This window comes from Pseudomonas sp. FP2335 (assembly GCF_030687535.1).
GTDB lineage: Bacteria > Pseudomonadota > Gammaproteobacteria > Pseudomonadales > Pseudomonadaceae > Aquipseudomonas.
This window is the reverse complement of record NZ_CP117437.1, coordinates 4770722-4783707: the sequence shown is the minus strand read 5'-3', so window position 1 is coordinate 4783707 and position 12986 is coordinate 4770722. Positions and strand designations below refer to the sequence as shown.

Below are 12986 nucleotides of genomic sequence, written 5' to 3'. Positions count from 1 at the left end.
GACGCTGCAACACCTTGCGCCGCGACCGGCCTGTGCCGTCGCGGCGTTTTGCCATTAATTTCACCGTCGCTTACGACGGCACAGACATCACCTATTTTTTAAGGAGCGCATTCATGGCTGTTGGTCTTGGTCCTTTGCCCACTTTGCACCCGGTTGCCGGTTTTGAACTCGGTATCGCTTCGGCCGGCATCAAACGCCCAGGGCGCAAGGATGTGGTGGTGATGCGCTGTGCCGAAGGCTCGACCGTCGCCGGTGTGTTCACCCTCAACGCGTTCTGCGCTGCGCCGGTGATCCTGGCCAAGCAGCGTGTTGCCGGGACTATCCGTTACCTGCTGACCAACACTGGCAACGCCAACGCCGGCACCGGCGAGCCTGGCCTGGTAGCGGCTGCGCGTACCTGCGCCAAGCTGGCCCAACTGACTGGCGTGGACGCCAGCCAAGTGCTGCCGTACTCCACCGGCGTGATCGGCGAGCCGCTGCCCGTCGAGAAGATCGAAGGCGCACTGCAAGCCGCGCTGGACGACCTGTCTGTGGATAACTGGGCCGCCGCCGCCACCGGCATCATGACCACCGACACCCTGCCAAAAGGCGCCAGCCGCCAGTTCGTGCATGATGGCGTGACCGTCACCGTGACCGGCATCAGCAAGGGCGCGGGCATGATCCGTCCGAACATGGCCACCATGCTCGGCTACATTGCCACCGACGCCAAAGTCTCCCGCGACGTGTTGCATAGCCTGATCCTCGACGGCGCCAACAAGTCGTTCAACCGCATCACCATCGATGGCGACACCTCGACCAACGACTGCTGCATGCTGATCGCCACCGGCCAGGCCAACCTGCCGGAGATCACCGAGGCCAGCGGCCCGCTGTTCGCGGCGTTGAAGCAGGCGGTGTTCGAAGTGTGCATGGACGTGGCCCAGGCCATCGTGCGTGACGGCGAAGGCGCAACCAAGTTCGTCACCGTAGAAGTCAACGGCGGCGGCAATCACCAGGAATGCCTGGACGTGGGCTACACCGTGGCGCACTCGCCGCTGATCAAGACCGCACTGTTTGCTTCCGACCCCAACTGGGGCCGTATCCTTGCGGCCGTCGGTCGTGCCGGCGTGCCAGACCTGGACGTGAGCAAGATCGACGTGTTCCTCGGTGACGTCTGCATCGCCAGCCGTGGCGCGCGTGCCGAAACCTACACCGAAGCCCAGGGCTCGGCCGTGATGCAGCAGGAAGAAATCACCATCCGCATCGAGCTGGGTCGCGGCGATTGCAGCGAAACCATCTGGACCACTGACCTGTCCCACGAGTACGTGAAGATCAACGCGGAATACCGCACCTGATCGCAGAGAGGATGAACGCGGTGAAACGAGTGCATGTAGCAGCAGCGGTGATCCGCGGTGTCGATGGCAGGATTTTGCTGGCGCGCCGCGCAGACACTCAGCATCAGGGCGGCCTCTGGGAGTTTCCCGGTGGCAAGGTGGAGGCCGATGAGTCGGTCGCCACCGCGCTGTCCCGCGAATTGCAGGAAGAACTGGGTATCCAGGTCACCACGGCGCGGCCGCTGATCCAGGTGCAGCATGACTACCCGGACAAGCAGGTGTTGCTGGATGTCTGGGAAGTCTCGGCCTTTACCGGCGAGCCCCATGGTGTGGAAGGGCAACCGCTGGAATGGGTGGCGCCCCGGGACCTGCCGAACTATGAGTTCCCGGCGGCCAATGCGCCGATTGTGGCTGCGGCGCGTTTGCCTGCCGAGTACCTGATCACTCCTGGTGAGCTGGAAACACCGACGCTGTTGCGTGGCCTTCAGAAAGCCATTGCCGGCGGCATCAAGCTGGTCCAACTGCGTGCGCCCAACGGCTACGATCCCAAATATCGTGACCTGGCGGTGGATGCGGTTGGCCTGTGTGCCGGCAAGGCGCAATTGATGCTCAAGGGCCCGTTCGAATGGTTGGGGGATTTTCCTTCAGCCGGCTGGCACATGACCTCGGCGCAATTGCGTAAATACGCCAGCAAAGGTCGACCGCTGCCTAAAGATCGTTGGTTGGCGGCGTCGTGCCACAACGCTGAAGAGCTGGCGCTGGCGGAATTGATGGATGTGGATTTTGTCACGCTGTCGCCGGTGCAACCGACCCAGACTCATCCTGACGCGCAGCCGTTGGGTTGGGAGCAGGCCGCGCAGTTGATCAGCGGCTTCAGCAAGCCGGTGTTTCTGCTGGGTGGGGTTGGGCCGGCCGCGCGGGAAAAGGCTTGGGGCGCTGGGGCTCAGGGTGTGGCCGGGATCCGGGCATTCTGGCCTGAGGTTTGATGCGGTTCTGACTGGCCTCTTCGCGAGCAAGCCCGCTCCCACACTTGACCGAGTTCCGACATGAGAATGCGGTCGAATGTGGGAGCGGGCTTGCTCGCGAAGGCGTCAGATCCGGCACTGATTAATCAATGGGGTTTAGCGGCTGCCTGCCACAAAACCTCAGCAACACCCTGGCGTTTGGCAATAATCCGCGCCGCCACGAACAACAAATCCGACAACCGATTGATATACGCCAACCCCACGCCATCCAGTGGCTCAATCCCATTCAACTGCTGACACCGCCGCTCGGCACTACGCGCCAGGCTGCGGCACACGTGTGCCTGGGCGATCAACGCCGAGCCACCGGGCAGGATGAAGTTTTCCAGCGGCCCGACCTCCTCGTTCCAACGATCAATCGCCGCTTCCAATCGGTCCACTTCCGCCGCATTCAGCGCCTTGTACACTGGCATGGCCAGTTCACCGCCAAGGTCAAACAAGCGATGCTGGCACGGCGTAAGCACTTCGATCACATCTTTGAGTTGTGGGTGTTTGCCGCTCTGTTCTTCCAGATTGGCCAGCAATAGCCCCAGTTGACTATTGAGCGTATCCACCTCGCCAATCGCCTCCACGCGCGGGTGGTCCTTGGGCACGCGGCGGCCGTCACCGAGGCCGGTTTCGCCCTTGTCGCCGGTGCGGGTGTAGATCTTCGACAGGCGAAAGCCCATGGTCATTGCTCCAGTTGGGTGAGTTCGTAAGGCGGCAGTTGGCTGCCCGCCAGGGGTAGGCGCAAGGTGAAGCAAGTGCCTTGGCCGAGGGTCGATTGCACTTCCATCTGGCCCTTGTGGTTGTTGGTGATGATGAAGTACGACACCGATAGTCCAAGCCCGGTGCCCTGGCCGATTTCCTTGGTGGTGAAGAACGGCTCGAACGTGCGTTTGCGCACGTTTTCGCTCATGCCGATGCCGTTGTCTTCCACCTGGATCTCCGCCCACGGTGGGTTGAGGCGCGTGCGCAGGATGATGCGTCCGGGCTCGCGGTCGTCTTCACGCAGGTGAATGGCCTGGGCGGCGTTCTTGAGCAGGTTGAGCAACACTTGCTCAAGCTCGTTGGCGGTGCCGGGCACGGGGCCCAGTTGCGGGTCGAACTGGCGGACGATGGCCTGGCCCTTGAAGTCGAAGCCGATGGTCAGGTCGAAATCATTGCCAGCGATTTCCACGGCTTGATCGATCAGCGCGGGCAGGTCGCAGGGCGCCATCTGCCGGTTGCTGCGGCGACTGAAACTGAGCATGTGGGTCACGATTTTCGCTGCGCGCGCGCCGGCCTGCTGGATGCCGTCGAGTAGTTGCGGCACTTCACGGCTTTGCAGGTAGCGGTTCACCGTGTCCAACTCGACGCCGACCTGTTCGGCGTGTTCGAGGTTCTTGGGCAGGTCCGGTGACAAGCGGCGGCGGATGTTCTGCACGTTATGCAGGATCGCCCCCAGTGGGTTGTTGATCTCATGGGCCATGCCGGCGGCCAGCCCGCCGACCGAAAGCATTTTCTCCGACTGCACCATCATTTCTTCCAGGGACAGGCGCTGGGTGATGTCGTCGATGCGGATCACCACCCCGCGCCCGGCGCCGCCCATCAGCGGGTAGAAGGTCAGGGCGTAGTGTTTGGGCTCGTCGTCCTTGATCCAGGTAACGCGCTCGATGCGTTCCACGGTGTGCTGTTCCACTGTGGCCTTGATCTGCGGCAGGTATGGCTTGAGCGGCTGGAACGCAAGGAAGATCGGTTGGTTCAGCGCTTCATCCAGGCGTGTGCCGGAGAGCGCGCTGGCCTCCTGGTTCCACTGGGTGACGTAGAGCTGTTCGTCGAGGGCGATCAGGGCCGACGGCATGGAGTCGATGATGCTATTGAGGTAGTTCTGGAAACCCGTGAGCTTTTTCTCGATCTTGCTGCGCACCTGTACTTCGAGTTCCAGCTTGCGGTTGGTGTGGCGGGTTTCTTCGGCCAGGCCCTGGGCTTGGGCGTAGGCTTCCTGGGAGTCGTCCCGCGCGCGCTTGAGCTGCTGCTCGCGGGCTTCGATGCGCGACAGCATGGTGTTGAAGGCTTCGGCCAGGCTGCCGATTTCATCGTGGTTGCCGCGCCCGGCACGCAAGGCGTAGTTCTCTTCGCGGGTAACCTGGCGCGACAGTTCTTCCAACTCATGGATCGGCCGGGTGATCAGGCGTTTGATCTGCCGGGCGATGACCAACCACAACAGCACACTGAAAATCAGGATGCCCAGGCTCGCGGTCAAGGTGCCGGTATAGAACGCTACCGGCAGCTCGCTGCTGGCGACCAGCAGCAAATGCCCGGATGGCTGGCCCGGACGGGGCAGGGTGATGACCTGGTTGCTGCGAAACTCGGTGGCGCGCCAGGCCTCGATATGCCGGTAGTTGTCCGGCAGGTGCAGGCGGTCGCCATGTTGCAATTGCGCCAGGCGGTTGCCTTCGCTGTCATACAGGGCGGCGGCGCGCAGCGGTGAGTAGCTGGTCAGCTCGTTGAGCAGGGCGTCGGCTTTGGCCGGGGATTCCAGGGCTTCGGCGGCCAGGGCCGGGTTGGAGACCAACCGACCGATGGCTTGGAGTGCCTGGGGGGCCATGCTCTCCTGGGAGATCCAGTAGGCGGCGCTGATAAACGTGAGGTTGGCCACCAGCAATACAGTGGTCAGCAGCACCAGCAGGGCGGCGAGCAGTTTCTGCCCGACCGGTAGATTTTCAAGACGCTGGCGCAGCGGCATCAGGGTTTTCCCAGGTGATAGACAGGCGGGCAGGGTAGCGCGTGGTTCAGTCGCGGGGCAATCCGCGTGCATGCAACTGCTCGACCAGGCGCATTTGCACTTGTTGCAGGTGCGGCAGATTCAATTGGTGACGGGCCGCCGCCTGGCAAGCATAGCCCAACAGGTAGCTGATTTCGGTGCGCCGGGCGTTGGCCACGTCTTGGTACATCGAGGAGTAATTGGCTGCAGTCGCCTGGATTACCCGTACCACCTCGCTGTGCAGGTCTTGTGCGGCGACGGGCTGGCCGCAGCATTCGAGCAACTCGCTCAATTCCGCGCAGAGGGTCGCGACCTCACAGGCGTGGGCCTGCAAGCCGCCGTTGCGGCATTGGTAAAGCACCGTCAGCGGATTTATCGCACAGTTGAGTGCGAGCTTGCGCCACAGGCGGGTGAGGATGTCGGTGCTCCATTCGTGAGGGATTCCTGCGGCCTGTAGGTCTTCCAGCCACAGCGGCGGGGTGGGATGCCTGGCGTCACCCAGCCAGGTGTAGCCGTGGCCGGCGAACACCACACGCCAGTCGCCGTCGCGAAACGCGCCTTCGGTGCTGGAGGCATAGATGCAGCGGGCCTGGGGCAACTGGGTGGCAACGGCGTCCTGGCTGCCGAGGCCGTTCTGCAGCAGGATCAGTTCGGCGTCTGGCGCTAGCCGATGTTGCAGCTGTGCGACGGCGCTTTGCGCGTCGTAGGCTTTGCACGCCACCAGCAGGCGACGGATTGGCTCTGGGCTGTCGGGCGTTTCGGCGATCACCGGGTAGGTGTGTGCCACATCATGCTCCACCAGGGTCAGACCAGGCGTCGCCTGATAGCTGGCCAGGCGTGCCGCATCGCGCAGGATCAACCGCACGGGCACGCCCGCACGGGCCAGCCGCGTGGCCCAGAGGGTGCCAAGGCTGCCGGCGCCGAGAATATGCCAGGTGGTCGACATCAGATTTTGCTCCGTAGGGTCGCCCGCAGTGAACGAGGCGAAAGAACCGCTATAATGCTCCGGCATTTTAGCTCGGGCGCGCTCCATCTCTACTGAGCCCGCCCCTTATATTGGAGAAATGACATGCCTTCGTTCGACGTGGTATCCGAACTGGACAAACACGAAGTCACCAACGCCGTCGAGAACGCCGTCAAGGAACTGGACCGTCGCTATGACTTGAAAGGCAAGGGCAGCTTCGAATTCAAGGAAAAGGAACTGACCGTCAACCTGACCGCTGAAGCCGATTTCCAGCTGGAAGCGATGATCGAGATCCTCAAGCTGTCGCTGGTCAAGCGCAAGATCGATGCGCAGTGCCTTGAAATCAAGGACGCCTACGCCTCCGGCAAGCTGATGAAACAGGAAGCCGTGCTCAAGGAAGGCATCGACAAGGAGCTGGCGAAGAAGATCGTCGCTCATATCAAGGATGCCAAGCTCAAGGTCCAGGCTGCCATCCAGGGCGAGCAGGTGCGTGTCACCGGCAAGAAGCGTGACGACCTGCAAGAGGCCATCGCGGCCCTGCGCGCCAAGACCTTCGACATGCCGCTGCAGTTCAATAACTTCCGCGACTGATGGCACATCGCGGAACCTGGGGGCGTTTTTGACGTCCCACGCCCCAGAATCCGTGCCTACACTTGAGCCCTACGGGGCTCATTTGCGTTTTTAGGCAGTCAATAAAGCCGCACATCCGCCACATAGGAGAAGCTACATGGATTTGAACGCTGAAATGGATCACTTGATCAAGACCTCGCAGTCGTGGGTCCCGATGATCATGGAATACGGCAGCCGGGTGCTGCTGGCCGTCCTCACCCTGGCCATCGGCTGGTGGCTGATCAACATGTTGACCCACCGTGTGGGGCGCCTGCTGGCTCTGCGCAATGCGGACCTGGCCCTGCAACACTTCATCACCAACCTGGCCAACATCGCGCTGAAAGTCATGCTGATGGTCAACGTGGCGTCGATGATCGGCGTGGCAACCACCTCGTTCGTCGCCGCGATTGGTGCCGCGACTCTGGCCATCGGCCTGGCATTGCAGGGCAGCCTGGCGAACTTCGCCGGCGGCGTGCTGATTCTGCTGTTCCGCCCGTTCCGCATTGGTGACTGGATTGAAGCCCAGGGTACTTCGGGTACGGTCGACAGCATCCAGATCTTCCACACCGTGCTGCGCACCGGCGACAACAAGACGGTGATCATCCCGAACGGCAGCCTGTCCAACGGCATCATCACCAACACCAACCGTCAGCCGACCCGCAAGGTGGTATTTGATGTGGGTGTGGATTATGACGCCGACCTGCAGAAGGCCCGTGAGGTACTGCTGGAACTGGCGAAAGACCCGCGCGTGCTGGCAGACCCGGCCGCGGTGGCGGTGGTTTCGACCTTGGGCGACAGCTCTATCACTGTGTCCCTGCGTTGCTGGACCAAGACAGCGGACTATTGGGATGTGATGTTCATGTTCAATGAACTTGCCCGTGACCGTTTGAAAGCGGCGGGGATTGATATTCCGTTTCCACAGCGGGTTATTCGTGTGATGCAGGAAACTGCAGCTAAATAATGCCAGGTCAATTGCGCCGAACTTGGCTGAAAGGTCAGGTTCGAAGCTGCGAGTTTAATCTCGTTAGTTAGCTTGCTAGTTATTTATCCGCTGAAACAATACTGCAATAAAAAAGCCGCTCCCTTGTTTGCAGGGGAGCGGCTTTTTATTTAAGGCCGAAGCCTTACGTCATCGTTGTAATCAAGCAATCAATTACAGGATGTTCAGCGGGTATTGCGCGATCAGACGCAGTTCATCGAGCGAACCCGAGTAAACCTGATCAGACGAACGATAGGTCGCTTGACGTACGCGCAGGCTCAGGTCTTTGGCTGGACCGCTCTGGATCACGTATTTGGCTTCGATGTCGCGTTCCCACTCTTTACCGTTGCTGGTGCTGGCGATGTTGGCGCCGGTACCTTTCACGTAACGGGTCATGAAGCTCAGGCCAGGGATACCGAAGGTAGCCATGTTGAGGTCATAACGAGCCTGGTAGGACTTCTCACCTTCGGCGTTGAAGTCGGAACGGGCGATGGAGTTGGCCAGGAAGATCGTGCCGCCGCCGTCTACGCCGTAGGCGTATTGGCCGTCGCCGGTGACTTTCTGGGCTGCCAGGGTGAAGGTGTGAGCGCCGAGGGTGTAAGCACCCTGCAAGCTGAACGCACGGTTGTCGAGCTTGCTGCCGTCCTTGTCGGAACGTACCAGGCCAGCACCTTCGCTCTTGGTGTCGTAGATGTTGAAGTCTACGGCTACGGATTGGTCATCGCTCAGGGCGTGGGTCCAGTTCACGTTGGCGTAGATCTTCTTCCAGTAATCTTCCACTTTCGAGTAGTAGAGGCTGGTGGTGAACTCTGGGGTCCAGGAGTAAACGCCGCCGACGAAGTTGGCATCACGCAGGCCACGCTTGGAGCCAGGCTCGGAGCTGCTGATACTGTCCTTGTAGGTCTGGTCCTGGGCAACGATCGAGGTGAAGTGACCGGCTTCCAGTTTCAGATCTTTGATGTCGGTGCTGGTGATGGAAACGCCTTGCGGCAGTTCCGGCAGCAAGCGGCTGTCATCGGAGGCGAATACTGGAGCGGTGGTGTATTGATCGCCGACCTTCAGGACCGTGTTGGAGATACGGAACTTAACGGCAGCGCCGCCTTTGGAATAGTCGTCTTCCGAACGGCCGTCGGAGCCTTGAGGGAACAGGCCGGTACCGGCGCGACCCTTGCCGCTGTCGAGTTTGACGCCCAGCAGGCCGATCACGTCTACACCGACACCGATGGTGCCTTGGGTGTAACCCGAGCTGAACAGGCCGTGGAAACCAAGACCGGTTTCTTCGATACGGCTTTGAGTCGCATCGTGGTTACGGCGGTCACGGCTGAAGTACAGGGCGCGGGTCAGAATGCTGGCCGTGCTGTCTTCGATAAAGCCCTTGGAGTCGTCCTGGGCGGACGCCATTGCGAACTGCGAGGTGCCTGCTGAAACAGCCAGGGCGATCATGCTCCACTTCATCACGCGCATCGTGATTTGCTCCTTTGGTTTTTAGGAAGAGTACTGCCGTCCCACCTGTATTTTTGTCTGGGCGGCTCTTTCTTTTTGTGTCGGCGCAAAGTTATATCACGCTGACAATACTTGGCGATACTTGCCTATCTTTCCTTTCAGCTTCTTTACGAGGCTGTCGCAAATTGCTAGATCCATGTCGCAAATTCACAGTCCTGAATGTAGCGGGACTGACAACTTCAATGCTGTTTCCAAGCTTTTTAAAAGTTTGGATTCTTCCTGGTTAAACATTGAAACGCTGCTGTTCTTATCGCGTAACACCTGCTTCCAGGCGGGTGTCGTTGTCGACGATGTGAGGTTGAATGCAACAAGCGTGCACAAACCGGTAACCGAATGTCATTTTTTCGTGAAAGCCGTTATCTCAATGTAAAAACCGCATAAGCACGGGGTTTTTACGCCGTTTGGTTTGGGCTTGACGCCGGGCCATTACACCTGAACGGGGCCGCGCAAAACTTGCTCCAGAGCAAAACGTTACCGGTTCACCCCGCGAGTGGGTAAACGGCGGATCGCTTTGAGGCACAAGTGGGTCATTTTGGTGCGTCCCGCTGAGGCCCGTCTTAGCGTAGTTGAAATATCCGCCTGCATCGAAAAGGTGCAGTTGTTTTTCTCGGGTTGCATCGCACCTTCTGCATGGCGGGCCATTCGAAGGTATGCTGGGCGCCTGAAACTGACCTGCCAATACGGAGTGCCCGCGGTGTTCGCCTTAGACCAACGCCTGCAACAAGATACGCTGACCCTCGGGGATTTCCCCTTGTGCCGCCTGCTGCTGTCCAATGATTCGAATTACCCGTGGTTCATTCTTGTGCCGCGTATCAACGGTATCAGCGAAGTGTTTCAACTGGGTGTCGCCGATCAGCAGACGCTGTGGCAAGAGACCACAGCCCTGGCGCAACTTCTCAATGAAGGCCTGGCGGCGGACAAGATGAATATCGGCGCCCTTGGTAACGTGGTCAGTCAGCTGCACGTGCATGTGATCGTGCGCAAGCGCGATGACGCTGCCTGGCCTGCGCCGGTGTGGGGCAAACACCCCGCCGTGCCATATACCGCGGAGCAGGTTGCGGCCATTCGCGCCAGGTTGCGCACGCTGTTGCCTGCCGACTTCATCTTTACCCAGGGCTGAACCATGGATCTGCAAGACCGCGTCAACGACCTGGAAAGCCGCCTGGCCTTTCAGGACGATACTATCGAAACCCTCAATGACATCCTTGTCACCCAGCAACGGGCGGTCGAGCGTTTGCAATTGCAGATGACGGCACTGCTCAAGCGCCAGGAAGAAATGGGCGGCCAGTTCGAGACCTCCGAAGAAGAAGCGCCGCCGCCTCATTACTAAACAGGCGCGCAATAAAAAACCGCGATCCAGTCTGCACTGGATCGCGGTTTTTTTTGCTGCGAAGGCGTGGATCAGCGACGCGGCAGGGCCGCAATCACGTCTTCGGCTTGCAGGCCTTTGTCGCGGTTCATCACGGAGAACTCCACGCGCTGGCCTTCCACCAGGACACGATGGCCTTCGCCGCGAATGGCCCGGAAGTGGACGAAGATGTCGTCGCCCGAATCACGAGAAATAAAGCCGAAGCCCTTGGACGTGTTGAACCACTTGACCGTCCCGGTATCGCGGTTGGTCATGTCGTAGTTTTGCGAAGCGGCTGCAGGCGACGAACGGTAGAAACTGATTGCCAGGTGCAGAACGATGGCAACCACGGCAATTACCAGGCTGAGCAGGATGGCCGGGTGGCCACCGACTTCAGGCATGGGTGCCAGGAGGGTGAGGGTTTGTACGACAACGGTCAGTACCAGCAGTGCGCTGACCAGGTTTTGCAGTTGATGACGTGTGCCTTTGTTCCAGTAAGGGATCACCGGTGCCAGCGTCAGGTTAAGAAGGCCGAACAAGGCCAGGTACAGAGCGTCATATTGTTGCAGGTAGGGCAGGCTTTCAGGCTGCAGGCTCGGGATAAAGGACAGCAGCAAAGCTGCAACGCCCGTTAGCAGGTGGACGATTTTCAACATTTTGATTAACTCACGTTAAGACGGATCACAAGGAAGAGCTGACTGGCACGGTTCGCTTCTGAACAATGGGAGGCGTTGAGCACGTGCGCGGGTATCAGCCTATGTAACGTGCCGCAAACATTAACGGCAGCCACACGCCGCCTATTTAACAGCAAAGGCTGTGCCTACTCAAATCAAGCATTTGCGGGTGTTGCGGGAGACGCGGCGTTTATGCGGCAAACGCTTGTCCTAGACAGGTTTGGGTGTTTTGAGGGGTATTTCAAGAGTCTGCCTGAGCGCTGTAGCGCTTGCCCCACGCGGCCTGGCGAGCGGCAGAGGGGCGATTTGCCGCAGGTCACCGGGGTGTGTCGGGCTGCACAACACCGGGTCTCTTGCTAGAGTGGTCCTGCACCTGATCAATGAACGCTCGTCAATTGAAGGGGAAAAACATGGCAATCGATATTGGTATCAGTGAAGCAGACCGTAAATCCATCGTCGATGGGCTTTCGCGTCTGCTGTCCGATACCTACGTACTGTATCTGAAGACCCACAACTTCCACTGGAACGTCACGGGCCCCATGTTTCGTACGCTGCACTTGATGTTTGAGGAGCAGTACAACGAACTGGCGCTGGCGGTGGATTCCATTGCCGAACGTATCCGTGCCCTGGGTTTCCCGGCGCCGGGTGCCTATTCGATCTATGCTCGCCTGTCTTCCATCAAGGAGGAGGAAGGCGTGCCCAGCGCTGAAGAGATGATCAAGCAGCTGGTGGCGGGCCAGGAGGCGGTCACTCGTACCGCGCGTGGCATTTTTCCATTGCTCGACAAGGTCAGCGATGAGCCGACTGCCGACCTGCTGACCCAGCGCATGCAGGTCCACGAGAAGACCGCGTGGATGTTGCGTTCCCTGCTCGAAAACCAGTAGATACCTGCTTCGAGCGGCGCCACCCTGGCGCCGCTCGCTTGTTTCCCTGCGCTTCCTGGCGTTGTCCTACGACTATCAACTCCGCGTCTTCTGGCCGCTCCGCTCGTCCTGCTGTTTTATAGGCCCACTGTCCAACGGGAGTACCCCGTGGGCTGTTGTTTGGCAATGGAGTGTCAGGTGTATGTCACGCGGAGTGGGTAATGGAGTGATGGAGGCCTGTGGTTTCCATAAGATAAAGGTCGATCCCTTTGCAAAGGGGTTCGACATGGGGCTGTCCAAGCCCTTGTCCCGATCGGTCAGGCTCAATGGGTTTTCCACGTGCCTGCGGCTTGAGCAGATCTATTGGAATATCCTCACGGAAATTGCCAGGATCAATGCCTGTTCGGTCAGTGCGTTGCTGTCGTATGTCGATCGGGAAGTGCATTTGCGTTACGGGGGGGTGAAGAACTTCAGTGGTCTGGTCCGTGTGGTGTGTGTGGTTCACGCATTGAAGGGCCAGGTTGTGCCGCCGAACCCCGAGTAGCACGGCGGCCCCGAGGACGACCCGCTGCCCTGGCGGGCCGTGCTTAGGGCAGAAAGCCGGCTGCGCTGCCTTGATTTACCATATATAATCCCGCGCTTTGCTGCGCAGGCCGGGGCTGTTCTCCAAGGGCCAGGCGTGGCGCAGTAATGATCTGATCGCCGAGACATCGCCATGCCCATGTACGACTATCAATGTGCTTCCTGTGGTCATCAGTTGGAAGCCATTCAGAAGATCAGCGCAGCACCGTTGGTCGATTGCCCAGCCTGCCAGGCGCCGGAACTCAAGAAGATGTTGTCCATGCCGGGCTTTCGCCTGAGTGGCAGCGGCTGGTACGAGACCGATTTCAAGACCGGCTCGAAGAAGAATCTGGCGGGCGGCGACAAAGCAGACTGAGTTGAACTCTACGCGCAGGCTCCTGCATTATCCGTCCCCTGCTTTAATGTAC

Annotated in this window: 14 protein-coding genes; 9 read left to right on the top strand and 5 right to left on the bottom strand. The window is 59.7% G+C overall.

Annotation, left to right across the window (positions count from 1 at the left end; translation table 11 throughout):
* The first annotated feature begins 113 nt into the window (after nucleotides 1-113).
* Nucleotides 114-1331, top strand: a complete 1218-nt coding sequence (gene argJ / locus PSH81_RS21520) for a bifunctional glutamate N-acetyltransferase/amino-acid acetyltransferase ArgJ (RefSeq protein ID WP_192299438.1) — start codon at nucleotides 114-116, stop codon at nucleotides 1329-1331.
* Nucleotides 1332-1351: 20 nt separating this feature from the next.
* The gene (locus PSH81_RS21515) at nucleotides 1352-2296 is read left to right on the top strand and encodes a Nudix family hydrolase (protein WP_305391448.1); all 945 of its coding nucleotides are present in this window, start codon (nucleotides 1352-1354) and stop codon (nucleotides 2294-2296) included.
* A 125-nt stretch (nucleotides 2297-2421) separates the two neighbouring features.
* On the opposite strand, the gene PSH81_RS21510 is transcribed toward PSH81_RS21515, so the two are convergent.
* Genes PSH81_RS21510 through PSH81_RS21500 form a run of 3 tightly spaced genes read right to left on the bottom strand, consistent with a single transcriptional unit; the run spans nucleotide 2422 to nucleotide 6003 of the window.
* Complete coding sequence (locus tag PSH81_RS21510; RefSeq protein ID WP_226456257.1) at nucleotides 2422-3000, bottom strand: cob(I)yrinic acid a,c-diamide adenosyltransferase; 579 nt, start codon at nucleotides 2998-3000, stop codon at nucleotides 2422-2424.
* A gap of 2 nt (nucleotides 3001-3002) precedes the next feature.
* Nucleotides 3003-5039, bottom strand: a complete 2037-nt coding sequence (locus tag PSH81_RS21505; protein WP_192299435.1) for a PAS domain-containing sensor histidine kinase — start codon at nucleotides 5037-5039, stop codon at nucleotides 3003-3005.
* A 46-nt stretch (nucleotides 5040-5085) separates the two neighbouring features.
* A complete protein-coding gene (locus PSH81_RS21500) occupies nucleotides 5086-6003 on the bottom strand; it encodes a putative 2-dehydropantoate 2-reductase (RefSeq protein ID WP_305391447.1) in 918 nt (305 codons plus the stop codon).
* 123 nt (nucleotides 6004-6126) lie between these two features.
* Here PSH81_RS21500 and PSH81_RS21495 point away from each other — a divergent pair, with 123 nt between their 5' ends.
* Nucleotides 6127-6612 (top strand): YajQ family cyclic di-GMP-binding protein, encoded by a 486-nt coding sequence (locus PSH81_RS21495; RefSeq protein ID WP_003175814.1) that lies wholly within the window; start codon nucleotides 6127-6129, stop codon nucleotides 6610-6612.
* Nucleotides 6613-6748: 136 nt separating this feature from the next.
* The gene (locus PSH81_RS21490) at nucleotides 6749-7591 is read left to right on the top strand and encodes a mechanosensitive ion channel family protein (RefSeq protein WP_305391446.1); all 843 of its coding nucleotides are present in this window, start codon (nucleotides 6749-6751) and stop codon (nucleotides 7589-7591) included.
* Nucleotides 7592-7783: 192 nt separating this feature from the next.
* On the opposite strand, the gene PSH81_RS21485 is transcribed toward PSH81_RS21490, so the two are convergent.
* Nucleotides 7784-9073: an OprD family porin gene (locus PSH81_RS21485; protein WP_192299432.1), complete on the bottom strand. Its 1290-nt coding sequence runs from the start codon at nucleotides 9071-9073 to the stop codon at nucleotides 7784-7786.
* A gap of 733 nt (nucleotides 9074-9806) precedes the next feature.
* On the opposite strand from PSH81_RS21485, the gene PSH81_RS21480 reads away from it, so the two are divergent.
* Both PSH81_RS21480 and PSH81_RS21475 read left to right on the top strand, forming a co-directional pair.
* Nucleotides 9807-10232: an HIT domain-containing protein gene (locus tag PSH81_RS21480; protein ID WP_192299431.1), complete on the top strand. Its 426-nt coding sequence runs from the start codon at nucleotides 9807-9809 to the stop codon at nucleotides 10230-10232.
* A gap of 3 nt (nucleotides 10233-10235) precedes the next feature.
* Nucleotides 10236-10442 (top strand): SlyX family protein, encoded by a 207-nt coding sequence (locus PSH81_RS21475; RefSeq protein ID WP_010208093.1) that lies wholly within the window; start codon nucleotides 10236-10238, stop codon nucleotides 10440-10442.
* A gap of 71 nt (nucleotides 10443-10513) precedes the next feature.
* Here the strand turns inward: PSH81_RS21475 and PSH81_RS21470 are convergent, their stop codons facing one another.
* Complete coding sequence (locus tag PSH81_RS21470; RefSeq protein WP_191956007.1) at nucleotides 10514-11116, bottom strand: cold-shock protein; 603 nt, start codon at nucleotides 11114-11116, stop codon at nucleotides 10514-10516.
* A 428-nt stretch (nucleotides 11117-11544) separates the two neighbouring features.
* Here PSH81_RS21470 and PSH81_RS21465 point away from each other — a divergent pair, with 428 nt between their 5' ends.
* The 3 genes from PSH81_RS21465 to PSH81_RS21455 all read left to right on the top strand — a co-directional run bounded on the left by PSH81_RS21465 (nucleotide 11545) and on the right by PSH81_RS21455 (nucleotide 12934).
* On the top strand, nucleotides 11545-12018 hold the full coding sequence (locus tag PSH81_RS21465; RefSeq protein ID WP_122720393.1) for a Dps family protein: 474 nt from the start codon (nucleotides 11545-11547) through the stop codon (nucleotides 12016-12018).
* A 181-nt stretch (nucleotides 12019-12199) separates the two neighbouring features.
* Complete coding sequence (locus PSH81_RS21460) at nucleotides 12200-12541, top strand: ribbon-helix-helix domain-containing protein (RefSeq protein ID WP_305391445.1); 342 nt, start codon at nucleotides 12200-12202, stop codon at nucleotides 12539-12541.
* Between the two features lie 171 nt (nucleotides 12542-12712).
* Nucleotides 12713-12934 carry an FmdB family zinc ribbon protein gene (locus PSH81_RS21455; RefSeq protein WP_010208103.1) on the top strand — a complete coding sequence of 74 codons (222 nt, stop codon included), beginning with the start codon at nucleotides 12713-12715 and terminating at the stop codon, nucleotides 12932-12934.
* The last annotated feature ends 52 nt before the right edge of the window (nucleotides 12935-12986 follow it).

What these genes read in the sequence shown, in the direction of transcription:
- argJ (WP_192299438.1), top strand. Translation starts at nt 114, where the DNA reads ATGGCTGTTGGTCTTGGTCCTTTGCCCACTTTGCACCCGGTTGCCGGT.
- PSH81_RS21510 (WP_226456257.1), bottom strand. Translation starts at nt 3,000, where the DNA reads ATGGGCTTTCGCCTGTCGAAGATCTACACCCGCACCGGCGACAAGGGC.
- PSH81_RS21505 (WP_192299435.1), bottom strand. Translation starts at nt 5,039, where the DNA reads ATGCCGCTGCGCCAGCGTCTTGAAAATCTACCGGTCGGGCAGAAACTG.
- PSH81_RS21500 (WP_305391447.1), bottom strand. Translation starts at nt 6,003, where the DNA reads ATGTCGACCACCTGGCATATTCTCGGCGCCGGCAGCCTTGGCACCCTC.
- PSH81_RS21495 (WP_003175814.1), top strand. Translation starts at nt 6,127, where the DNA reads ATGCCTTCGTTCGACGTGGTATCCGAACTGGACAAACACGAAGTCACC.
- PSH81_RS21490 (WP_305391446.1), top strand. Translation starts at nt 6,749, where the DNA reads ATGGATTTGAACGCTGAAATGGATCACTTGATCAAGACCTCGCAGTCG.
- PSH81_RS21485 (WP_192299432.1), bottom strand. Translation starts at nt 9,073, where the DNA reads ATGCGCGTGATGAAGTGGAGCATGATCGCCCTGGCTGTTTCAGCAGGC.
- PSH81_RS21475 (WP_010208093.1), top strand. Translation starts at nt 10,236, where the DNA reads ATGGATCTGCAAGACCGCGTCAACGACCTGGAAAGCCGCCTGGCCTTT.
- PSH81_RS21470 (WP_191956007.1), bottom strand. Translation starts at nt 11,116, where the DNA reads ATGTTGAAAATCGTCCACCTGCTAACGGGCGTTGCAGCTTTGCTGCTG.
- PSH81_RS21465 (WP_122720393.1), top strand. Translation starts at nt 11,545, where the DNA reads ATGGCAATCGATATTGGTATCAGTGAAGCAGACCGTAAATCCATCGTC.
- PSH81_RS21460 (WP_305391445.1), top strand. Translation starts at nt 12,200, where the DNA reads ATGTCACGCGGAGTGGGTAATGGAGTGATGGAGGCCTGTGGTTTCCAT.
- PSH81_RS21455 (WP_010208103.1), top strand. Translation starts at nt 12,713, where the DNA reads ATGCCCATGTACGACTATCAATGTGCTTCCTGTGGTCATCAGTTGGAA.